This is a genomic window from Tersicoccus mangrovi, from assembly GCF_036881825.1.
Taxonomy (GTDB): domain Bacteria; phylum Actinomycetota; class Actinomycetes; order Actinomycetales; family Micrococcaceae; genus Tersicoccus; species Tersicoccus mangrovi.
The window spans coordinates 21,160-42,507 of record NZ_JBAJMW010000010.1 but is presented as its reverse complement, the minus strand read 5'-3'; the positions used below and the strand labels follow the sequence as shown (position 1 = coordinate 42,507).

The 21,348-nt window shown below is 72.1% G+C and carries 16 protein-coding genes and 1 tRNA gene; 8 read left to right on the top strand and 9 right to left on the bottom strand.

Translation table 11 applies throughout. The annotated features are described in order from the left end of the window. Nucleotides 1–49: 49 nt before the first annotated feature. The 6 genes from V6N00_RS16125 to V6N00_RS16100 are packed head-to-tail and all read right to left on the bottom strand — an operon-like array spanning nucleotide 50 to nucleotide 7,897. Nucleotides 50–2,029 (bottom strand): protein kinase domain-containing protein, encoded by a 1,980-nt coding sequence (locus V6N00_RS16125; protein ID WP_334233956.1) that lies wholly within the window; start codon nucleotides 2,027–2,029, stop codon nucleotides 50–52. After that, nucleotides 2,026–3,468: a peptidoglycan D,D-transpeptidase FtsI family protein gene (locus V6N00_RS16120; RefSeq protein ID WP_334233955.1), complete on the bottom strand. Its 1,443-nt coding sequence runs from the start codon at nucleotides 3,466–3,468 to the stop codon at nucleotides 2,026–2,028. The genes V6N00_RS16125 and V6N00_RS16120 overlap by 4 nt, the downstream gene beginning before the upstream one ends. Further along, the gene (locus V6N00_RS16115) at nucleotides 3,465–4,955 is read right to left on the bottom strand and encodes an FtsW/RodA/SpoVE family cell cycle protein (RefSeq protein WP_334233953.1); all 1,491 of its coding nucleotides are present in this window, start codon (nucleotides 4,953–4,955) and stop codon (nucleotides 3,465–3,467) included. Before V6N00_RS16115 ends, V6N00_RS16120 begins: the two co-directional genes overlap by 4 nt. Continuing rightward, nucleotides 4,955–6,655: a PP2C family protein-serine/threonine phosphatase gene (locus tag V6N00_RS16110; protein ID WP_334233950.1), complete on the bottom strand. Its 1,701-nt coding sequence runs from the start codon at nucleotides 6,653–6,655 to the stop codon at nucleotides 4,955–4,957. Before V6N00_RS16110 ends, V6N00_RS16115 begins: the two co-directional genes overlap by 1 nt. Continuing rightward, complete coding sequence (locus tag V6N00_RS16105) at nucleotides 6,655–7,125, bottom strand: FHA domain-containing protein FhaB/FipA (RefSeq protein ID WP_334233948.1); 471 nt, start codon at nucleotides 7,123–7,125, stop codon at nucleotides 6,655–6,657. The genes V6N00_RS16110 and V6N00_RS16105 overlap by 1 nt, the downstream gene beginning before the upstream one ends. Further along, the gene (locus V6N00_RS16100) at nucleotides 7,118–7,897 is read right to left on the bottom strand and encodes a DUF3662 and FHA domain-containing protein (protein WP_334233946.1); all 780 of its coding nucleotides are present in this window, start codon (nucleotides 7,895–7,897) and stop codon (nucleotides 7,118–7,120) included. Before V6N00_RS16100 ends, V6N00_RS16105 begins: the two co-directional genes overlap by 8 nt. A 280-nt stretch (nucleotides 7,898–8,177) precedes the next feature. Between V6N00_RS16100 and V6N00_RS16095 the strand changes: the two genes are divergently transcribed. Then, nucleotides 8,178–8,264, top strand: a tRNA-Leu gene (locus V6N00_RS16095). A gap of 339 nt (nucleotides 8,265–8,603) precedes the next feature. Next, nucleotides 8,604–10,529, top strand: a complete 1,926-nt coding sequence (locus V6N00_RS16090; RefSeq protein ID WP_334233944.1) for a hypothetical protein — start codon at nucleotides 8,604–8,606, stop codon at nucleotides 10,527–10,529. A 61-nt stretch (nucleotides 10,530–10,590) separates the two neighbouring features. On the opposite strand, the gene V6N00_RS16085 is transcribed toward V6N00_RS16090, so the two are convergent. Continuing rightward, complete coding sequence (locus V6N00_RS16085) at nucleotides 10,591–11,334, bottom strand: MBL fold metallo-hydrolase (protein ID WP_334233942.1); 744 nt, start codon at nucleotides 11,332–11,334, stop codon at nucleotides 10,591–10,593. Between the two features lie 213 nt (nucleotides 11,335–11,547). On the opposite strand from V6N00_RS16085, the gene V6N00_RS16080 reads away from it, so the two are divergent. From V6N00_RS16080 to V6N00_RS16060, 5 genes are all read left to right on the top strand, one after another. Then, nucleotides 11,548–12,369 carry a VOC family protein gene (locus V6N00_RS16080; RefSeq protein WP_334233941.1) on the top strand — a complete coding sequence of 274 codons (822 nt, stop codon included), beginning with the start codon at nucleotides 11,548–11,550 and terminating at the stop codon, nucleotides 12,367–12,369. 137 nt (nucleotides 12,370–12,506) lie between these two features. Further along, nucleotides 12,507–13,226 carry an SOS response-associated peptidase gene (locus V6N00_RS16075; RefSeq protein ID WP_334233940.1) on the top strand — a complete coding sequence of 240 codons (720 nt, stop codon included), beginning with the start codon at nucleotides 12,507–12,509 and terminating at the stop codon, nucleotides 13,224–13,226. Beyond that, complete coding sequence (locus tag V6N00_RS16070; RefSeq protein WP_334233939.1) at nucleotides 13,223–14,965, top strand: AI-2E family transporter; 1,743 nt, start codon at nucleotides 13,223–13,225, stop codon at nucleotides 14,963–14,965. Before V6N00_RS16075 ends, V6N00_RS16070 begins: the two co-directional genes overlap by 4 nt. 139 nt (nucleotides 14,966–15,104) lie before the next feature. Next, complete coding sequence (locus tag V6N00_RS16065; protein ID WP_334233937.1) at nucleotides 15,105–15,968, top strand: VanW family protein; 864 nt, start codon at nucleotides 15,105–15,107, stop codon at nucleotides 15,966–15,968. 83 nt (nucleotides 15,969–16,051) lie between these two features. Beyond that, a complete protein-coding gene (locus V6N00_RS16060) occupies nucleotides 16,052–16,726 on the top strand; it encodes a DUF1345 domain-containing protein (RefSeq protein ID WP_334233935.1) in 675 nt (224 codons plus the stop codon). A 21-nt stretch (nucleotides 16,727–16,747) separates the two neighbouring features. On the opposite strand, the gene V6N00_RS16055 is transcribed toward V6N00_RS16060, so the two are convergent. Beyond that, on the bottom strand, nucleotides 16,748–17,710 hold the full coding sequence (locus V6N00_RS16055; protein ID WP_416385103.1) for a diacylglycerol/lipid kinase family protein: 963 nt from the start codon (nucleotides 17,708–17,710) through the stop codon (nucleotides 16,748–16,750). Between the two features lie 40 nt (nucleotides 17,711–17,750). Further along, the gene (locus V6N00_RS16050) at nucleotides 17,751–20,270 is read right to left on the bottom strand and encodes an ATP-dependent DNA ligase (RefSeq protein WP_334233931.1); all 2,520 of its coding nucleotides are present in this window, start codon (nucleotides 20,268–20,270) and stop codon (nucleotides 17,751–17,753) included. 126 nt (nucleotides 20,271–20,396) lie between these two features. On the opposite strand from V6N00_RS16050, the gene ku reads away from it, so the two are divergent. Beyond that, nucleotides 20,397–21,290, top strand: coding sequence for a non-homologous end joining protein Ku (gene ku / locus V6N00_RS16045; RefSeq protein WP_334233929.1), 894 nt, complete (start codon nucleotides 20,397–20,399; stop codon nucleotides 21,288–21,290). The last annotated feature ends 58 nt before the right edge of the window (nucleotides 21,291–21,348 follow it).

The following is a 21,348-nucleotide window of genomic DNA, read 5'->3' as shown; positions in this document are numbered from 1 at the left end:
CGCTTCCGTTCTCGGTCCGTTCCCCCGTCCTCGTGGCGTCGACCCGGGCTCAGCCCCGGGTGGTGCCGGTCGGCGAGACCGCCGGCAGCGGCTCGGCCGCCGTTCCGGTCGTCGTCGAGCTCGGGGTCGACGGCGTGGTCGCCCCGGCCGGTGCGACGGCCGCACTCGTGGCGGTGCCGGAACTCTGACCGGTGGATCCGGCACCGTTCGTGGAGCCGCTCCCGTTCGTGGACCCGTTGCCGTTGCCGTTGCCGTTCTTCCCGGAGGCGCTCGGCGTGGAGGTGCTGGGCGACGGTGACGGGGACGGTGACGCGGAGGAGGTCGACGGCGACGGGGAGGGCCCGCGGGACACCCGCACGGTGACCGACGAGCCGGGGTCGACCTTCTGCCCGGCGTCCGGGACCTCCACGACGGTACCAGCCGGTCGATCGCTGTCGACGACCTCCTCCTGGTACGTCAGCCCGAGCTGGGAGAGCTCCGCCTGGGCCTGCGCCCGGGTCTTCCCGACGAGGTCGCGGGGCACGGTGACCTGCTCCGGACCGGTCGAGTAGGTCACGGTGATCGCGGATCCGGCGGCCAGGGTGCCGGTCGGGTCGAGACCGGTGACCAGGTTCGCGGCGACGTCGTTGGACGGCTGCGGGTTCGCTCGCACCTGCAGTCCGAGCGCTTCGAGCTCGGCCTGCACCTCCTTGATGGGTCGGCCCTCGTACGCGGCGGCCCGTACGTCCACCGTCTTCGGGGTGTTGCTGGCCGTCGTGGGCGTCGACGCGGTCGTTCGCGGGGTGCTCGGTGGCGGGGTGGAGCGCGGCGCGGACGCCGCCGTGCTCGTCGTGGTGGAGACCCGCCCGGTGAACAGGCCGTTCGAGGCGAGAGCGGCCACGAGGACGAGCAGGATCAGCACGATCAGGGCGACGAGCGGCCACGTCCAGGGGCTGCGGGCACGACGGCGGTCCCGGCCGGCGTCCTGGCGGTCCTCCCATGCCTGGTCGGCCAGCGCCGGGTCCGCCGAGCGGGACGCCGACACACCGGCCGCGGCGGCACCGGCCGCCCCGGCGACGGGCAGGGACGCCGTGTTGGGCGTGCGGTTCTGCGTGGTGACGGCCCGTGTGCGGGCGGTGGCCGGCCGGCGGAGCGTCTCGGTGCGGCCCGTCGGGGCGCCGCCGAGGCCGAAGGCGGCCAGGGTCGGCACGGCCCGCAGGGCGTCGTCGTACTTGCCGGCCCGGATCGCGTCGACCGCGGCGGCCAGCGCGCTCGCACTCGCGGGCCGCTGCTTCGGGTCCTTCGACAGCATCGACATCAGCAGCGCCCGCACCGGGGCGGGGATCGACGGGTCCAGCGGCGGCGGGTCGTCGTTGACCTGGGCCAGGGCGATCGCGATCTGGGACTCACCGGTGAACGGCCGGTGGCCGGAGACCAGCTCGTAGCCGATGACGCCGAGCGAGTAGATGTCCGAGGCGCCCGTCGCGGTCTGGCCCGTGGCCTGCTCGGGGGAGAGGTACTGGGCCGTGCCCATCACCTGGCCGGTGGCGGTCAGGGGCACCTGGTCGGCGAGCCGGGCGATGCCGAAGTCGGTGACCTTGACCCGGTTGTCCGGGGTGAGCATCAGGTTGCCGGGCTTGACGTCGCGGTGCACGAGGCCCTTGGCGTGAGCGGCGGAGAGCGCTCGGGCGGACTGCCCGATGATCGTCAGGGCGCGATCGGGGGAGAGCACCCGTTCGCGTTCGATGATCGTGGAGAGGGGTTGGCCGGGCACGTACTCCATGACGAGGTACGCGGAGCCTTCCTCCTCGCCGTAGTCGAACACGTTGGCGATGCCGGGGTGGTTCAGCAGTGCCGTGTGGCGGGCCTCCGCGCGGAACCGCTCGAGGAAGCCGGGGTCGCCGGTGTACTCCTCCTTGAGGATCTTGATCGCGACGATGCGACCGAGGACCTTGTCGCGGGCCTTCCACACCTCGCCCATTCCGCCGATGGCGATACGATCGGTCAGCTCGTACCGGTCGCCCAGGGTGATGCCTCCGGTGGGCCTCACTTGTTCAACACCGCCTCAAAGAGCTTCTTCGCCGTCGGACTGGTCAGGGAGACCCCCGTGGCCACATCAACATTCTCCACGACGATCGCCACCGCGATCTGCGGATCGTCCGCCGGCGCGAAACCGGTGAACCACGCGTTGTTCAGGCCGTTCGCCGAGAGCTCCGCGGTGCCGGTCTTGCCGGCCACCTTGACGCCCGGTATCGCGGCGCCGCCGGCGATGCCCTTGTCCACCACGTTGACCATCCAGTCCTTGATCTGGCTCGCGGTCTGCTGACTCGTCGGCGTCCGCAGCTGCTCGGGCTTGAAGGTGCTGATCGGGGTCAGGTCGGGGGCCCGCACCGCCTTGATCAGGTTCGGCTTCATCTGCACGCCGTTGTCGGCGATGGTCGCGGACATCATCGCGATCTGCAGCGGCGTGACCCGCACGTCGAACTGCCCGACGGCGCTCTGGGCCAGCTGCGCGTCGTTGAGCTGCTGGTTCGCGAAGACCGACGGCGTCACCGACAGGGGGATGCCGAGCGACTCCCCGAAGCCGAACTTCTTCGCCTCGTTCGCGATGGCGTCCTGCCCGAGGTCCAGGGCGATCGACGCGAACGGGGTGTTGCAGGACTGCTCGAGGGCGAAGGAGAAGTCGACCTTCGTCCGGGCGGCGCACCCGCCGTACCGGTAGTTCGGCAGGGTCGCGTTGGTGCCCGGCAGGTTCAGCTCCGCAGGGTTGTCCAGCACGCTGTCCGCGTTGTACTTGCCCGAGTCCAGGGCCGCCGCGGTGTCGATGATCTTGAACACCGAGCCCGGGGAGTCGAGGTTGCCGCCGATCGCGCGATTGAACAGCGGATTGGCCTCGTTCTGCGCGAGCGACTCGTAGGCCTGCTTCGCCTTCTTCGTGTCGTGCGTGGCGATCGCGTTGGGGTCGTAGCTCGGCTTGGAGACCATCGCGAGGATCTCCCCGGTCTTCGGGTTGAGCGCGACGATGGCGCCCTTCTGGTCGCCGAGCGCGTCGTACGCGATCCTCTGCAGCTGCGGGTCGATGGTCAGCTCGACCGAGGCGCCGCGCGGCTGGTTGCCGGAGAGGATCTGGGTGATGCGGTCGTAGAAGAGCTGGTCCGAACTGCCGGTCAGCAGCGGGTTGAGCTCCTGCTCGAGTCCGGTCATGTTCAGCAGCGAGTAGAACCCGGTCAGCGGGGCGTACAGCTGGGGGTCCCGGTAGACCCGCTGGTAGTCGTACTGGTCGTTGCTGCGCTGCGAGTAGGCGATCTGCTGGCCGCCGACGAGGATCGGCCCACGGTTGCTCGAGAACTGCTGGAGGAGGTTGCGGCTGTTCCACGGGTTGGCCTGCAGCCGTCCGGCCTCGAAGAACTGCACGTAGGTGAGCGATCCGAGGATGAGGACGAGCAGCGCGGCGGCCACGACCCAGGTGTGGCGGATGGCCTGATTCACGAGGTGCTCCCTCCTTGACGGGCGCGGCCGGCGCGGGCGGTGGGGCGGGCCGGGGTACCGGCTCCGGCGGCGGTGGCGCCCTCGGTGCCGATGGCGGACGTGGCGGCGGTGCGCGGCTCGACGACGTCGATCCCGGAGGACGGCAGGTCGCCCTCCCGGATGGGGCCGGACGGCGCGGGCCGGCGCGCGGCGTTGGAGATCAGCAGGAGCAGGGCCACGATGATCCAGTTGGCCAGCAGGGACGAACCGCCGGCGGACATGAACGGCGTGGTCAGGCCGGTCAGTGGGATGAGGCGGGTGACGCCGCCCATGATGACGAAGCACTGGACCGCGACGGCGAACGCCAGTCCGCAGGCCAGCAGCTTGCCGAAGGCGTCCCGGGTGCCGAGGGCGGCGCGCATGCCGCGGGACACGAGGATCACGTACAGCAGCACGATCGCGACGACGCCGATGAGGCCGATCTCCTCGCCGAGGGCCGCGACGATCATGTCGGAGTTGGCATACGTCACCAGGTCGGGCCGTCCGAGACCCAGGCCGGTCCCGAAGAGGCCGCCGTTGGCGAGCCCGAAGAGGCCCTGGACGATCTGCCAACTACCGCCGGCGGCGTTGAAGACCTCGGGGTCGAACGCGTTGCGCCAGCCGTCCACGCGGGCCTGCACATGGCCGATGAACGTGTAGGCGAACACCGCGCCCGCGGCGACGAGGACCAGGCCGATGAGGATCCAGCTCGACCGGCTCGTGGCGACGTAGATCATCACCATGAACAGGGTGAAGAACATGACCGACATGCCGATGTCGCTCTGCACCACGAGGATGCCCAGGCCGAGCAGCCATGCGACCACCATCGGCGCCAGGTCACGGGCCCGGGGCAGCTGCACGGGGCCGATCTTCTTGCCCGCGAGCAGGATCAGGTCCCGGTTGGTCGAGAGGTAGCCCGCGAAGAAGACGGCGAGGGTGATCTTCGCGATCTCACCGGGCTGGAAGGAGCCGAAGCCGATCCGGATCCACACGCGGGAGCCGTTGATCTCCTGGCCGAGGCCCGGCACGAGGGGCAGCACCAGCAGCACCACGCTGACGACGAACGAGATGTAGGTGTACCGACGCAGCACCCGGTGGTCCCGCAGCACGACGAGGACCACGACGGCAGCGGCGACGGCGATGGCCATCCACACCAGCTGCCGGGTGGCGGCGTCGTCGCCGTTCGCGATGTCCAGCCGCTGGATCATCGCCAGCCCGAGGCCGTTCAGGGCGGTCACGACGGGAAGGATGACCGGATCGGCATACTTCGCACGGAGCCGCAGCACGACGTGCATCACGAGCGGAAGGGCCGAGAACACGACGACGCGGGTGAACCACGCGGCCCCGAAGGGCTGGCTCAGGTTGATGGTCACGAGCATGTCCGCCCCGATCGCGATGGCGAGCGCGAGGACGAGCAGGACCAGCTCGGTGTTCCGGCGGGACCGCGGTGCGGTGTACAGCTGGGACATCAGCGCTGCCCTCCACAGGGGGTCACGGACGGGGACGGGACGGCGCCGGCGCGGTCCGAGGCGTGCGCCGTGCTGCTGGGGGTGGGCCGGCCGCTCGCTGACGGCCGCGGTGACGGGCTGCGGGTCGGCTCTCCGCGGGCCTCGGGCGAGGCCGAGCGCGTCGGGTGCGGGGTCGCGCGGCTCGACGGGTGGGCGGACGCGCTCGCCGAGGGGCTCGGGGTGCAGCTCGGCGAGGGCAGCGGGTTGTCCGGACCGGGCAGGCGGAGGTCGGCGATGATCTGCCGGGCGCGGTCCGCGCTGTCGGCGGGCACCGTCATGTGCACTCGCTCCTGCGAGTACTCGGGCAGGGTGCTGACCGGGATGCCGGTGCGGGCCTCGACGTGCGAGAGCCGGATCGGTCCGAGCGACTGGGACACCCCGTTGTAGATGGCCACCTCGCCGTCGGCCTCCCCGACGTAGTACCGGCTCTGCGTCCAGGCGTAGCCCCAGCCGGCGGCGGCGGCGAGAGCGAGCACGCAGATGACGGCGATGACGGCGTACAGGGGGCGGCGCGACCGGCGCCGCCCGGTGGAGGCTCCCGCTGCGTCGCCGGTCTCGTCCTCGTCGTCGCGATGGCGCAACAGGGCGGCAGCACGTCGATCGGCGCTGCGCTGGGCGACGGTCGGCAGGCGACCGGTCTCGGTGGCCAGGGCGGCGGCCCCGACGAGCACGTGCGGGTGGCCGGCGAGTTCTTCCCGCAGGGCGCCGGCACTGACGGCCTCCTCGGCGCGCTCGCCGGTCGGCCCGGTCTCGCTCGTGACGATCGGCTCGGTCGCGCGCTGGTCGCCGTCGGCGGCCGCGCTGGCCGCCGCGGCGTCACCGGTGTCGCCGGAACCCGTGCCGTCCGCGTCCCGGCGTCGGCGGGCACCGCGCGGTAGTACCCGCAGGCTCGAGGGCGGCAGCACGGCCAGCCGGGAGGTGCGGGTGTCGCCCGGATCGCCCTCGACGACCTCGATCATCACGACGGTGACGTTGTCGGGGGCGCCGCCGGAGAGCGTGAGGTCCACCAGGGTGTCGACGATGTCCTGCAGGCTGCCGCCGCCGCGGACGATGTCGGCGAGCACTCCGCTCGGGACGACCGCGGTGAGCCCGTCCGAGCACAGCAGCCAGCGGTCGCCGACCCGGGTGTCGTACTCGTGCAGGTCCAGCTCGGGGCTGGCGTCGACGTCGCCGAGCACCCGCATCAGCACGTTCTTGTGCGGGTGGTACTCGGCGTCCTGGGGGCGGAGCCGACCTTCGTCGATGAGCCGCTGCACGAAGGTGTGGTCGATGCTCATCTGCTCGAAGACGCCGTCGCGCAGCCGGTAGGCGCGGGAGTCGCCGATGTGGGCGAACCGCAGGGTCTCACCGGTCAGCAGCAGTGCGGTGACCGTCGTGCCCATGCCCGCGAGGCGCGGGTTGGCGTCGACGAGCTCGTTGAGCAGGGAGTTGGCCGTCTGGATCTCGTCGGCGAGGACCGTCTCGCCGTCGTCGTCGTGCTTGTGGTGGTCGAGGTGGACGAGGTCGAGCACCGTCGACGCGGAGGCGACGTCGCCGCCGACGTGGCCGCCCATCCCGTCGGCGACCACGGCGAGGAACTGACCCGCATAGGCGGAGTCGTCGTTCTTGGCGCGCACCTTGCCGACGTCGGAACGCGCCGCGTAGCGGAGCACTCTCGCCATCACGGCCTCAATTCGATGACCGTCTTACCGATCCGAATGGGGGTTCCGGGCTCGATCGGCACCGCGCGCGTGAGCTGCTGGTTGTTGACGAAGGTGCCGTTGGTGGAGCCGAGGTCCTCGAGGAACCAGCGGCTGCCCTGGGGGAAGAGTCGGGCGTGACGGCCCGAGGCGTAGTCGTCCTCGAGCACGAGCGTGGACTCCTGGGCGCGGCCCATCATGACCGGGCCGGCGGCCAGGTCGATGACGGTGCCCTCCTGCGGGCCCTCGACGACGACGAGGCGGCGGGCCTGCTGTCGCGGCGGAGCGGCGGGGGCCTCCGGTCCGGGGGTGGCGGCGGCGCGGGCCGCGGTCGTGCGGGCCCGGCGTCCGACCGCGAGGTCGCGGCGCATCGCCACGAGCACGGAGAAGATGAGGATCCACAGCAGCGCGAGGAAGGCGAAGCGCAGGACGGTGGCGGTCAGTTCACCCATCGGCGCGACCGCCGTCCCGCGGGGGCAGCAGGCGGAAGGTGATCTTCGTGCGGCCCATCGAGATGACCGACCCGTCCGCGAGCGGGGCACTGCCGTGGATCTTCTGTCCGTTGACGTAGCTGCCGTTGGTCGAGCCGAGGTCCACGGCCTCGCTCTGGCCGTCCTGGGTGTGGATCTGCAGGTGCTTGCGGGAGACGCCGGTGTCGTCGACGAGGATGTCGGCCTCCGAAGACCGGCCGAGCACGATGGTCGGCGCGTTGAGGGAGTACCGCTGCCCGTGGATCTCGAGCACGGGCCGCTTCTCCTCGGCGGCCTTGCGCCACGGACCGCCCGTGACGGATCCGCCGCGTCCTGCGCTGTTCTGTCCCGCTGCGCGGGGGGCCCGTGGCCGGTTCTGCTGCTGCTTCTCGGTCTTCGAGTCGATCTCGAAGACGCCCGTGCGCAGCACCGGGTCGTGCAGGAAGGAGAAGCGCACGGGTCCGAGCAGGGCGTACCCCTGGCTCTGCGCGTGCTTGATGACGACCTCGCACAGCTCTTCGGCCAGTGCCGTGCCCCAGTCCTGGGCCGTCTCGAAGTCGGCGTCGGAGAGCCGCGCGTCGAAGACGTTGGGCGTGATCGTGCGGCCCTCGGTCAGGGCGATGGCCTTGTGGTCCATCTCGCGGCGCAGGGCGCTGGCGATCTCGACCGGCTCCACCTGCCGTCCGCCACTACGGGAGAACACGCCGCGGACGATCTTCTCGAGGCGTCGTTCGACGTCGTCGAGCCGTCCCATGGGCGGTCCTCCTGTCAGTGGGTGCACGCGGATCGTGCCCGATTCCGGGCACGACTCGCAGCAGTGTACAGATCGTCACTGCCGATACTACTGGCGGGGGCTGGGTCGATCCGGGGTCCCGCTCGGCGCGTCCGCCGTGGGCGTCGAGCACCGGGAGCGCAAGCGGTGACGCGCGTTTATGAGTTCGCCGCGGGTCTGGGCTATGCTTGGACCTGCTGTTCTCCGGGCGACCGGGGTCCGCGTCCCAGCGACGCGGGTCCGTGCAGTCGGAGAGTCACTGGCGCGAGTGGCGGAATTGGCAGACGCGCTGGCTTCAGGTGCCAGTGCTCGAAAGGGCGTGGGGGTTCAAGTCCCCCCTCGCGCACCAGCGACGAAGGCCCCCTCCCATCGGGAGGGGGCCTTCGTCGTGTCCGGGGTCGATCGCCGCCGTCGGTCGTCCGAGCGGTCGCGCGAAGAGCCGCCCTGCGCGCATTCTGGAAACTTTCTTCCGTTATCGGCTTGTGTTGTTACTCACCAGTAGGTACAACTGTAAGCAGCATCACATCAGCTCGACGAGTGTGACCGTCCACCCCGGCGTCTGCGGACGCCGCATCGGTCGCTCGAGCGGCCGGGACGATCTTCCGCCCGCTGCCCCGCACAGCCCGAGCGTGCCTTCGGCGCGCCGTCGAACGGGTCCGGCATCGTCGCCGGCCCGGTGAGGAGCTCCATGAATGCCCATCTCGCGTACCGGCAGCACAGCCGGATGCACCGCACCATCACGATCGTCCTGGCCCTGCTGCTCGTCGCCGCTCTCGCCGTCTGGGGGCTGATCAGCTCTCAGGTGGCCAGTGGCGCCGCCGCCCTGGATGACGGAATGGCCAAGGCGCAGAACGGAGTCGGGCGGCTCAACAACGGTGCCGGCCGTGCCTCCGACGGTGCCCAGCGGCTCGCGGACGGCACCGGCAAGCTGCAGGACGGCTCGAAGGAACTGGCCACCGGGGCCGCGAAGGCGCGGACGGGCTCGGGTGCTCTCGCCGACGGTGCCGGCCGGCTGCAGGACGGGACCGGCAAGCTCGCGACCGGCGCGAGCAGCCTCCAGGAGGGCTCCGTCAAGATCGTCGACGGGGTCACCCGGGCCGACAACGCCGCGAAGAAGCTCGACGCCGGAGCCCTCAAGCTTGCCGCCGGCGCGCAGGACGCGCAGTCCGGCGCACAGCGGCTCGCGGCCGGCAGCGGCACGCTGGCCGACGGCGCGGACCGGCTGGCCGGTGGGGCCCAGCGCCTCGCGGCCGGCGTGACGGCCGCGAACGCGGGCTCGGCACTGCTCGCCGACGGCAACGCCGCCCTCTCGGCCGGCATCACGAAGGCGGCGACCGCGGTCACCGGTCAGCTGGACCCCGGAGCCAGGCAGCTCGCCGCCGGCAACGCGGCCCTGTCCGCCGGCACGACGAAGGCGGCGACCGCCGTGACCGGTCAGCTGGACCCCGGAGCCAGGCAGCTCGCCGCCGGCAGCGCTGCGCTGGCCGACGGTGCGACCCGACTGCACGCGGGTACCGCGCAGCTCGCGGCCGGAACCGGGCCGTCGCTGAACGACGCCCACCGGCTCGACGGCGGGGCCAAGCAACTGCAGGACGGCGTCGAGCAGCTCAAGGCCTACGTGGCGGCCACCCCGCACGGGCTCGACCCCATCCTCGTCGACGGACTCAAGAAGCTCTCCGCCGGGGCGGCCCAGCTCAAGGGCGGCACCGCTCAGGTCGTGACCAAGTCGGAGCAGCTCGACGCCGGTGCGGCCCAGCTGGACGCGGGCGCGGCGGCCCTCGACGCCGGTTCCGGCAAGGTCCGGGACGGATCCGCGGCGCTCGCGGCGGGCACGGGTGCCCTGGCCGACGGCATGAGGCAGCTCGACGCCGGTGCCGGCCGGGCTCGTGACGGGTCCGCGGCGCTCGCCGCCGGCACGGGGACACTGGCCGCCGGCATGAAGCAGCTCGACGCGGGCGGCGGCAAGGCGGCCCGGGGCGCCGGCGACCTGCACGCCGGGCTGACGAAGATCGACGCCGGGATCCGGGCGACCGACCCGCAGCAGCCGGGCCTGCTCGCCGGAACCGCGGCCCTGCAGGACGGCGCCCACCGGGTCGCCGACGGATCGCAGCAGCTGGCCGACGGCAACGGTCGCCTCGCCACCGGGGCCGGCACCCTGCAGGCGGGCACGTCCGAACTGGCGGCCAAGACCCCCGCCCTGCTCGTCGGTGCGCAGACCGCGTCCGACGGCGCGACCCGCCTGGCGACCGGCGCGGGCACGCTCAACGACGGCGCGACGGCCCTCTCCTCCGGCGCCGGCCAGCTGGCGACCGGCCTGAAGACGCTCGACGGCGGCGCGAACCGCCTCGCCACGGGCGCCGCGGCCGCCAACACGGGCGCCGGCACCCTGGCCGACGGCAACAAGCAGCTGGCCGACGGGACGACCCAGCTGGCCGACGGCTCCACCCAGCTGGCCTCGGGAACGCAGCGGCTGCGCGGCGCGACCGACGCCGTGTCGCTCGCGTCGATGCTCGGCCACCCGGCGGGGCTGCTGCTGCTCATCCCGCTGGCCCTGCTCGCCGTCCCCGTCGTCCTCCTGATCGCGGCTCGGCGGCGGATGCGTCAGGCCGAGTGAGGCGGCGGCTCTGACGCCGACTCGTCGGCGACCACCGACGAGCCGGCGGGGAGTGGTCGAGTCAGGTGATCGGCCGGCGTCGCGCCTGTGCGACGGCGTCGGCCACGGGGCCGCGGAACGGATCGCCGTGCCCGGGCAGGGCGATCTCGGCGTCGAGCGCGGCGAGGGCGTCGAGCGAGGCCACCGCCTGGCGGGTGTCGGCCGTCGCGGCGGCCGAGACGATCTGCGGTCCGGTACCGCCGGTGTAGGGGTCGAGCGTCACCAGGGCGTCCCCGGTGATGACCGTGCCCCGGTCCGGCAGGTGGAGCGCGACGTGCCCGGCCGTGTGGCCCGGGGTCGCGACGGGCACGGGCCGGCCGGGCAGGGCAGCGGCCGCTCCGGCGTCCAGCGGCCTGAGGTTCCTGACGCCGCGGACGGCCAGGGCGCCGGCGAGCGTCATCCGGGTGAGCACCGGGACGCCGCGCGGATGACGCACCGGGTAGAACAGGCGGGCGCGTTCGTGCTGGTAGCGGTAGGGGTGCGCGGCGATCCAGGCGTCGGCCGGGTCCAGCAACACCGGCACGTCCAGGTCCTGCTGCACCCGCAGCGCGAATCCGAGATGGTCGAAGTGCCCGTGGGTGATCGCCAGGGCCTCGATGTCCCGCGGCGAGCGACCCAGGCCGCGCAGGGCGGCGCGCACCATCGGCCACATCGCCGGCAGGCCGGCGTCGACGAGGAGCACCCGTGCTCCGTCCTCGACGAGATAGCAGTTCACCCCGGCGTGCTCGACCCGGTGCACGCCCTCGGCCTCGTTCGGATGGAACACGGCAACTCCTGTCATCAGCATGCTGACCTTCGTCTCGAATCTACCCGCCGGGTCGGAGCGCTGAAAGAGTCGCAGCGGACCTCTTGTCGCCGCCGGGGAGATCACCTAGGCTCGGCAGCGTCACCAAGTGGACAGCGTTCACATAGGCCGGTGGGACGGCCGCGGCGGTGTCCACCTCTTCCTGGAACCGTTCGCCCGAAAGGCAGCAATCCCATGAGCGCACACCCCGACAAGTGGCCCGCCGGTACGCCGTGCTGGGTCGACATGATGGTTCCCGACGTCGCCCGGTCGCAGGCGTTCTACCGCGCCGTCCTCGGCTGGGACTTCTCCGAGCCGGTCGCCGAGTTCGGCGGCTACAGCAACGCGTCGGCGAACGGCCAGCTCGCGGCCGGCCTCAGCCCGCAGATGGAGGGCATGGACGGAGCCCCGGTCGCCTGGATGACCTACCTCGCCACCGACGACATCGACGCCACCCACGAGAGGGTCACCGGCAACGGCGGCCAGGTGATCGCCCCACCCATGCAGGTCGGCGAGATGGGGTCCATGGCCTGCTACACCGACCCGACGGGCGCCGCCTTCGGCGTCTGGCAGGCCGGGCAGCACACCGGGTTCAACGCCGTCGACGAGCCCGGCACCGTGGCCTGGGACGACGTCATGAGCACGGACTACGACGCGGCCCGTCGCTTCTATGCGGCCGTGTTCGGCTACACCTACCAGGATCTGGACATGGGCGGCATGAAGTACGCCATGTTCTCGGTCGCGGGCGGTCAGCGTGAGGCCGGCGGCATCGGTGAGGGTGCCGGAGCCGGCGGCTCGGCCTGGAACGTCGCCTTCACGGTGGCGGACGTCGACGCGGCCGTCGACACGATCGGCGAGGCGGGCGGCACCGTGGTCGATGCGCCCTCCGACTTTCAGTACGGCCGCATCCTCAGCGCCACCGGCCCGGACGGCGAGCGGTTCCAGCTCGTCTCGCCCCAGAAGAAGGACGAGCAGGCGGCGGGAGAGCAGGTCGGCGCCCAGACGGCCGACGCCTGACCGGCACGCGCCGCACGCGCCCGCGCGCAGCAGGACAGACAGCGCACGTCCGCCCCGGACCGGTCCCGTCCGGGGTGGACGTGCGCTGTCCACGGCCTGTCCACGGCTGGGCGCCACGCGGAATGCACAATGGGGTCATGTGCGGACGCTTCGCGATGGACAAGGACGTCGACGACCTGATCCAGGCCTTCGTGGCCGACGGGGGCCGGGCCCAGGACTGGCGGCCCACCTTCAGCATGGCGCCGACCATGGTCGCCCCGCTCGTCCGGGAGCACCGCGGCCGGGACGGTGAGCTCAAGCGCGAGCTCGAGCCCGCCAGCTGGGGCTTCGTGCCCGGATGGGGCAAGCCCGGCGGCCGTGCGCCGATCAACGCGCGCCTCGAGACGGTCGCCACCAACGGGCTGTTCAAGCGAGCGTTCGCCGGGGCCCGTGCCATCGTGCCGATGAGCGGCTACTTCGAGTGGGAGCAGCGCGACGACGGCAAGCAGCCCTTCTATCTGCACGGCCCGGACGGCGCGTCCGGCCTGCTCGCCGCGGCGGCCGTCGGCGCCGCCCGCAAGGACGGCGACGACTGGGCCATCAGCTTCGCCATCATCACCCGCGAGGCCCGCGACGCGTCCGGTGAGGTGCACGACCGGATGCCCGTCTTCCTCGCCCCCGAGACCTGGGAGCGCTGGCTCGACCCCGAGCCGGTCGAGGGGAAGGCCGCCGACGAGCTCGTCCAGCTGCTCGAGCACACGTCCTCCGCGGTGGCGTCCACGGTGACCCACTACCCCGTCGACCGGAAGGTCAACAGCACCCGGACCGTCGACCCCGAGGATCCCACACTGATCCAGCCGCTGGAGGAGACGGAGTGAGCCAGCCGGAGCGAGCGGATCCGCCGGCGCACCGCGCCGACCGGGAAGGGGGCCCGCACCGCCGCACCCCGCGCTTCCTCACCGTCGTGCTCGGGCTCGCCGGGCTGCTCGTCGTCCTGCTGTTCGTGCAGGCGGCCAAGGACGTCGTCGCCCCCGTCTTCCTCGGCCTGAACCTGCTGATCGTCGTCTACCCGCTGCAGCAGTGGCTCGAGCGGTTCGTCCACCGGATCCTCGCGGCGACCGTCTCGCTGCTGATCGTCGTCGGGATCATCCTCGGGTTCTTCCTGCTCGCCGGATGGGCCGTCAGCCAGCTCGTGGTCGAGCTGCCCGCGCACAACGACGCCTTCCTGTCCCTGTGGAAGCAGGCCCTCACCTGGCTCGACGGGCTCGGGATCAGCACCGCGGTGATCCAGGAGACGCTCCGCGGGGTCAATGCGGGCAGCGTGATGAGCCTGCTGACGCCGGTGCTCTCCAACGTCACGGCCGTCACCGGGGCCGTCGCCACGCTCATCCTCGCCGTCTTCTTCCTGACGCTGGACTCGATGTCCCTGCCGGACCGGCTCGGCCTCGTCGCCGGCAGTCGCCCGCACATCACGACCGCACTGCGGGCCTTCGCCGTCGGTGTCCGCCGCTACTGGCTGGTGACGACCGTCTTCGGCCTCATCGTCGCCGTGCTCGACGTCATCGCCCTGTCCCTCATCGGGGTGCCGCTGATCTGGGCGTGGGGCGTTCTCGCCTTCCTGACCAACTACATCCCCAACATCGGGTTCGTGATCGGCCTCGTGCCCCCGGCCCTGCTCGCGCTGCTCGACGGCGGCTGGGTGTCCGCGCTCGCCGTCGTCATCGCCTACAGCGTGCTCAACTTCGTCATCCAGTCGATCATCCAGCCCAAGTTCACGGGCGAGTCCGTGGGCGTGACGCCGGCGATGTCGTTCCTCTCGCTCATGTTCTGGTACTGGGTGCTGGGGTGGATCGGGGCGCTCGTCGCGCTGCCCGCGACGCTGCTGGTCAAGGCGCTGCTCGTGGACGCGGACCCGCGAGCCCGCTGGGTGAACGCCTTCATCTCGAGTTCGCCACGAGCCCCGACGAGGCCGGACCGGCGGCCTGACGTGCCCCGGACGCCACGGTCCCGGGTCGACGTCCCGCCCACTCCCGGGACGGGCACCGGATACCGGCTCGCGCGGGCGGTCTCCGAGGTCCTCGCCCCGCCGGTACTCGCCTCCCTCCTGATGGCGATCGCGGCCCTCGCGCACGGCGTGACGGCCCGTTCCGTCCTCGCCGCCGTCGTCGCGATCGGCTTCACCATCGCGCTGCCCATGACGGTGATCGTCGTCCTCACCCGCCGCGGCCGGCTGAGCGGGCACTACGTGCCCGAACGGACCGAGCGGACGCCCGTGTACGTCGGGACGCTGGTCTCGGGCGGTGTCGGCATGGCCCTGCTCGTCCTGCTGCGCTCGCCGGGCGCCCTGTACGTCGTCATGGGCGGCATCGCCACGGGCCTGATCGTCGTGCTCGTGGTCAACCTGCGGTGGAAGATCTCGGCGCACGCCGCCGTCGCCGCGTCGGTGTCGGTGACGCTCGCGGGCTGGCTGGGCGGGCCGTGGTGGGCGATGATCGCCGTGCCCCTGGCCGTCGCGTGGTCCCGGGTCCGGCTGCGGGTGCACACCCGTGCGCAGGTGGTGGCCGGGACGGCGCTCGGGGTCGCCGTCGCCCTCGCCTGGCTGCCCCTGCTGCACTGATCCCGCGGCTCGTCCCCGTGCTTTTTCCCGGCCCGAACGGGGCCCCCGGGCCGACCCGTGCGCATCGCGCGGTTCTCGGGTACCGTGCGTCCCGAAGGGCGCGATGACGTGCCCGGATGGCACGTCGAGGGGGATCGACATGGCACGACGGCTCTTCAGCGAGCTCTCACCACTGACCTACCGGATCGCCGTGGAACGGCAGTGCCTGCAGCGGCGGCTGCGGGACGCCGTCGGGCGGGAGCGGTTCGCCGCGGCCCGGTCCACGGAGGACCTGCCGACGAAGGTCTACGCGCACAACTCCCTGATCCGCCGGCGCCTCGGCAACGTGGACACGCACCTGCAGGACGGCAAGGCCGTCTCGCTCGGGCTCACGTGGCCGCTCGTCGACGGCATCCTCATCCGACCGGGAGAGACCTTCTCCTTCTGGCGGCTGGTGGGGCGGCCGACGGAGGGCCGCGGGTACCGGCCCGGCGTCGTGATCTCGGGCGACCGGGCGGACGTGGGCATCGGCGGGGGCATGTGCCAGTTCACCAACCTGCTGCACTGGATGACGCTGCACTCGCCGCTGACGATCGTCGAGCACCACCACCACGGCGGCCTCGACCTGTTCCCCGACTTCCGGCGCCAGATCCCGTTCGGCACGGGCACATCGATCATCTGGAACTTCCTCGACTACCGCGTGCACAACCCCACGGACCAGGTGTTCCAGTTCCGCGTGCGCACGGACGAGGAGTACCTGCGCGGTGAACTGCGGTCCGAGAGCCCGTGGCCGCTGACCTACCACGTACGTGAGGACGAGAGCTACTTCTACGAGGCGGTCGATCCGCGCTCCGGCCGGCCCCAGGTGCGGCGGCACAACGTCATCCACCGCCACGTCCGGTCGCGGCGCACGGGCGACGTCGTCGAGCGCGAGCGGCTGCTCGAGAACGACGCCGTGGTCTGCTACGACCGGGACCTGATCACCGCGCCGATCCTCACCGCGCGGCCGGTCGTCCCGGCCTGAGCGGTCCGGACGGGTTCGTGCCCTTCTCCGGGCCCGTCGCGTCGTCCGGTCCGGCCGCAGGCGGCTGTGTCATCATCGCCCCCATGAGCGGTTCACCCCCGGTCGCGGCGCGCGCCGGACGATTCGATTCACCCCGCCATCACTCGCGGCTCCGGCTGCTCGTGATGGTCGTCGTCGGCGTGGTCGTGGCCGTGCTGGTCACCGTCCTCGGAAACGGCGTGTACGCCCCGGTGCTCGGCTGGGCAGCGGCGTCGGCCACCTACCTGATCTGGGTGTGGGCGGTGGTCGGACGGCTCGACGCGGCCGCGACGGCGGCGCACGCGCGGCGGGAGGATCCCGGTCGAGGGTCCTCGGACGCCCTGGTGCTCACCGCGACGATCGCGAGCTTCGCCGGCGTCGGGCTCATCCTCGTCGACGCCTCCCACGCCGACGGCAACACCAGGAGCCTGATCGTGGCGCTGGCCCTGGGCAGTATCGCGCTGTCCTGGTTCCTCGTCCACACGCTCTTCACCCTGCGGTACGCGTCGCTCTTCTACCAGGACCACGACGGCGTCGACTTCAACCAGACGAAGCCCCCGAGGTACGCGGACTTCGCCTACCTCGCCTTCACCGTCGGCATGGCCTTCCAGGTCTCCGACACCGCCCTGAAGACCGACACCGTGCGGGGCACCGTCCTGCGGCACGGGCTGCTCTCCTACCTGCTCAGCGCCATCGTCCTGGCCACGACCATCAACCTGGTCTCCGGCCTGACGCACTGACGCAGCGAGGTTCGTTCAGGCCTACGTCCACACCCTCAGGGCTCCGGGGACGACGGTGACCTCGACGGGCAGGGGGCCGATCCGCTCCCCGTCGGCGAAGGCGACGATGTTCTGTGCGTCGATCCGGACCCGAGACGCCCGGCGGATGGTGACCCGCGGGTCGGTGACGTGCGTGCCCGAGAAGACGCGGGGGAAGATGCGCAGCAGCGCGAGCCGACCGAGCGGTGCGACGACCATGACGTCGAGCAGGCCGTCGTCCAGCTGCGCGTCCGGCGTGATCCTCATGCCCCCACCGAGGCTCACGCCGTTGCCGATGCTGACGAGGACCGCGGGTGTCTCCCACGGCTTGCCGTCCAGTTCGAGGGCGTAGGCGGCCGGCCGCAGGCGTGTCAGCTCGGCGAGCAGCGCGACGACGTAGCGGGAGCGGCCCGACGGCCACCGCATCCGGTTGGCGCGTTCGTTGACCCGTGCGTCGAACCCGGCCGAGAGGGAGCAGGCGAACCAGCGCTCGCCGCCGGCCGAGGAGATCCGAGCCGCGTCCACGGTCGCCGGGCCGCCGGCCGGGCCCGCGCTCGCCAGCGCGGAGAGCAGGAGGTCGGCGGCGGCGTCGGGGTCCCCGTGCGGGATGCCGAGCGTGCGGGCGAAGTCGTTGCCCGTCCCGGTGGGGATCAGGCCGATCGGCACCCCCGTGCCGGCGGTCGCGTTCGCGGCGAGGTTGACCATGCCGTCCCCGCCGACGACCACCAGGGTGGTGAGCCCGTCGTCGGGGCCTCCGCGCCGCGCGAGCCCGGCGACGGCGTCGCGGGCCGCGGCGAGCAGGGTCGGGTAGTCGTCGCGCACCAGGGTCGTGACCCGGTGCCCGGCCTCCTCGAGGCGGCGGGCCACGCGGGTCCCCACGTCGCCGTGGCGCCCGAAGGCGGCGGTCGGATTGACGGCGACGACGACGTCGGCAGGAGCGTCGGCGGGAGGATGCACGCGCTCCATCGTGCCCGGTGAGGGCCGCTCCGGCCGGCCACGACGCGGGTCAGGATGGTTCCCAGCGCACCTCGTCCGCGCTCTTGTCGGGCCGCCACCCCCGCCACACCGGGTGGCGCAGCCGGTGGTCGCGGGTCAGCTCGCCGAAGCTCACCTCGGCGACCCGATCGGCGCGGACCCAGGTCGCGTCCCGTGCGTCGGCGGCCGGCACGCCCTCGGCGGCCGGCGTCTTCCGGGTCGCGGACGCGAAGTCCCGGGCCATGCCGGTGAGGGTCTCGTCGGTCAGGCCGCTGCCGACCCGTCCGGCGTACCGCAGCACGCCGTCCTCGTCGGGCACGGCGACGAGCACGGAGCCGATGCCGCCGGTCCGTCCGCCCTTGCCGGCCCGCCAACCGATGACGACGACCTCCTGGTGCGTCTGGTTCTTCAGCTTGATCCACGTGCGGGCGCGCTGGCCCGGCTGGTAGACGCTGGAGAGCTTCTTGGCGACGACGCCCTCGAGCTTCAGGTCCTGGCTCGCCTCGACCGCTTCCTCGACGTCGCCGTCGAAGGCGTCCGGCACGTGCACGTGGCCGCCCTCGCGCACGGCGTCGGCCAGGAGCCTCCGCCGCTTCTCGTACGGCGTGCGCAGCAGGGACCGGCCGCCCAGGTGCAGGACGTCGAAGAGCATGACGTGCACGGGGGTGCGGCGCATCGCGGCGGTCACGTCGCGCGGCCTGGTCAGGCCCATCCGGTTCTGCAGGCGGCCGAAGTCGGGCCGGTTGCCGGGGCCGAGGGCCACCACCTCACCGTCGAGGACGACGGGACCGGCGGCGAGGACGTCCGGGTCGATCCGATCGGCCAGGTCGGCGAGCTCGGGGTAGGTGGCGGTGATGTCGGCGCCGTGCCGGGCGTTCAGGGTGACGCCGTCACCGGTCACCGTGGCGATCACCCGGACGCCGTCCCACTTCATCTCGAACGCCCAGTCCGCCCCGCGCAGGTCCTCGACCGCGCCGGCGGTCGCGAGCATGGGGGCGATGCCGTCGACGACGGCGGGCTCGGCGGCGCGCCTGGACGGCTGTGCCTCGTCGCCGCCGTCCTCGCCCGGCTGTTCCTTCATCAGGTGCAGCAGCCAGTTCTTGGCGTCCCCGCCCATCCCGGTCGCGTGGATGAACGCGAAGCGGCGCGGCACCCCACCGAGCCCGCCGTCGGGCTGGCCGGTGACGGTGGCGATCACCTCCTTGCCGTCGCGCCACTTCTCCAGCTCGTACGTGCCGTGGTCCCAGATGGTGACCTCGCCGCCGCCGTACTCACCTTTCGGAATACTGCCTGCGAACGTGCCGTACTCGAGCGGGTGGTCCTCGGTCTGGACGGCCAGCCGGTTCTCGCTCGTGCTCAGCGGCGGTCCCTTCGGCACCGCCCACGAGACGAGGACCCCGGCGTGCTCGAGCCGGAAGTCCCAGTGCAGTCGCCGGGCGTGGTGCTCCTGGATGACGAAGGTGGGCGGATTGTCCGCGTCGGAGCCGGCCGAGGGCTGCTCGTGCTTGCCGTGCGCGGGCGTCTCCGGGACCGGTTCCGGGGTCTTCGCCGCGTCCCGCTTGGCCCGATAGGTGGCCAGCAGGTCGGCGCCGGCGTCGTCCTCGTCATCCGCCTTCGCGGTGGAGGGCCTGCCCGAGTGCTCGTTCTCCGTCGTCAGTGAGCCGACCCAGCCCTGCGCGGCGATCGGGTCGAGTCCGTCGGCCACGCGCTCGAGCACCACGTCCAGGTCCAGGTGGGCCAGGCCCGGGTCGTCGAGTTCCTCCCACGTGCGCGGGGCGGCGACCGTGGGGTGCTCGCGGCCGCGCAGGGAGTAGGGGCACACCGTGGTCTTGTTGGCGTTGTTCTGGCTCCAGTCCACGAGCACCTTGCCGGCCCGCAGCGTCTTCTTCATGTCGCTGACGACGAGGTCCGGGTGGTCCGCCTCCAGCGCCCGGGCCAGTTCGTGGGCCACCTGGCTGACCTGCTCCGACGTCGCCGTCCCGGGGAGCTCGGCGTAGAGGTGGATGCCCTTGGACCCGGACGTCACCGGCACGGCGTCCAGGTCCATCGCGGTCAGGATCTGCCGGCACAGGCGCGCGACCTCCGCGCACTCGGCGAGCCCGGCACCGGGACCGGGGTCGAGGTCCAGCACCATCCGGTCCGGGTGCTGCGGGCGGTACCGGGCGTCGAACCGCCACTGCGGGGTGTGGATCTCCAGGGCGGCGAGCTGGCCGAACCAGGCCAGCACCGCCGGCTCGTTCGCCAGCGGGTAGACGTTGGCGCTCGTGCGGTGCTCGATCTTCCCGCGCGGGATCCACGCGGGGGCGGCGTCCTCCAGGTCCTTGCGGAAGAACACCTGGCCGGGTTCGGCGGCGGTTCCGACGCCGTTCACCCAGCGCTTGCGGGTCACCGGCCGCCAGGCGGTCTGCGGGATGAGCACGTGCGCCACCTGCGCGTAGTAGTGCAGCACCTCGGCCTTCGTCGTGCCGGTCGCGGGGTAGAGCACCTTGTCCAGGTTGCTCACCCGCAGTCGGCGTCCGCCGATCTCGACCGTCTGCTGGCCTGCCGCCATCGTGCCTCCCCTCGGTCCTGTCACGGCTCTCGCCGCGGCCGTTCCCGTGTCGTTCCCCATGCCGCGTCCTGTACGGCGTCAACCGTTGCTGTACGACGTGAACGTCGTGGTGTTTCAATGATGCCCATGAGACCGATCTGGACCGGCGCCATCACGTTCGGACTGGTGAACGTGCCGGTCAAGCTCTACGGCGCCACCGAGGACCACGACGTGAGGTTCCACCAGGTGCACGACGCCGACGGTGGCCGCATCCGGTACGAACGCCGCTGCGAGGTGTGCGGCGAGAAGGTCGAGTACCAGCACATCGACAAGGCGTACGACGACGGGGACCGCACCGTCGTCGTCACCGACGAGGACCTCAAGTCCCTGCCGGCGGCGGAGCACAACGAGATCGACGTCGTGCAGTTCGTGCCGAACGACCAGGTCGACCCGATCATGTTCGAGAAGCCGTACTTCCTCGAGCCGGTGGGCAAGTCCCCGAAGTCCTACCTCCTGCTGCGCGAGACGCTCGAGAAGGCGGACCAGACGGCCATCGTGAAGTTCTCGCTCCGGCAGAAGACCCGGCTCGGCGCGCTGCGGACGCGCGGCAAGGTGATGGTGCTGCAGGGCATGCTCTGGGCCGACGAGGTGCGCGACGTCGACTTCCCCGCCGTGACGAGCAAGGCGAAGATCTCCCCGCAGGAGTTGAAGATGTCCGCCGCGCTGGTCGAGCAGTTCAGCGGCGACTTCCATCCCGAGGAGTTCGAGGACGACTACCAGACGGAGCTGCAGCACCTCATCGACGAGAAGCTCGAACAGGGCGACGCCTTCGACACGGCGACCACGTTCGGCAAGGGCGACGAGGAGGACTCCGACGAGGGCGGCGACGTCGTCGACCTGATGGAGGCGCTCAAGCGGAGCATCGACCGCAAGCGCGGTGGCGGGGAGGAGAAGAAGGCGGCCGCGTCGTCGGGTTCCGGCTCGCGCTCCGGCTCGCGCGCGAAGGCCACGGCGAACTCGACGAAGAAGAAGGGCGCCTGACCGGACACGTCTGTCCGGCCGCGGACCACACCTGTCCGCAGGGCACCCGCGCGCTTAT

Bases quoted from the DNA above. Each gene is read 5' to 3' on its own strand.
- V6N00_RS16115 (WP_334233953.1), bottom strand. From the start codon at position 4,955: ATGTCCCAGCTGTACACCGCACCGCGGTCCCGCCGGAACACCGAGCTG.
- V6N00_RS16110 (WP_334233950.1), bottom strand. From the start codon at position 6,655: ATGGCGAGAGTGCTCCGCTACGCGGCGCGTTCCGACGTCGGCAAGGTG.
- V6N00_RS16105 (WP_334233948.1), bottom strand. From the start codon at position 7,125: ATGGGTGAACTGACCGCCACCGTCCTGCGCTTCGCCTTCCTCGCGCTG.
- V6N00_RS16100 (WP_334233946.1), bottom strand. From the start codon at position 7,897: ATGGGACGGCTCGACGACGTCGAACGACGCCTCGAGAAGATCGTCCGC.
- V6N00_RS16090 (WP_334233944.1), top strand. From the start codon at position 8,604: ATGAATGCCCATCTCGCGTACCGGCAGCACAGCCGGATGCACCGCACC.
- V6N00_RS16080 (WP_334233941.1), top strand. From the start codon at position 11,548: ATGAGCGCACACCCCGACAAGTGGCCCGCCGGTACGCCGTGCTGGGTC.
- V6N00_RS16075 (WP_334233940.1), top strand. From the start codon at position 12,507: ATGTGCGGACGCTTCGCGATGGACAAGGACGTCGACGACCTGATCCAG.
- V6N00_RS16065 (WP_334233937.1), top strand. From the start codon at position 15,105: ATGGCACGACGGCTCTTCAGCGAGCTCTCACCACTGACCTACCGGATC.
- V6N00_RS16060 (WP_334233935.1), top strand. From the start codon at position 16,052: ATGAGCGGTTCACCCCCGGTCGCGGCGCGCGCCGGACGATTCGATTCA.
- V6N00_RS16055 (WP_416385103.1), bottom strand. From the start codon at position 17,710: ATGGAGCGCGTGCATCCTCCCGCCGACGCTCCTGCCGACGTCGTCGTC.
- V6N00_RS16050 (WP_334233931.1), bottom strand. From the start codon at position 20,270: ATGGCGGCAGGCCAGCAGACGGTCGAGATCGGCGGACGCCGACTGCGG.
- ku (WP_334233929.1), top strand. From the start codon at position 20,397: ATGAGACCGATCTGGACCGGCGCCATCACGTTCGGACTGGTGAACGTG.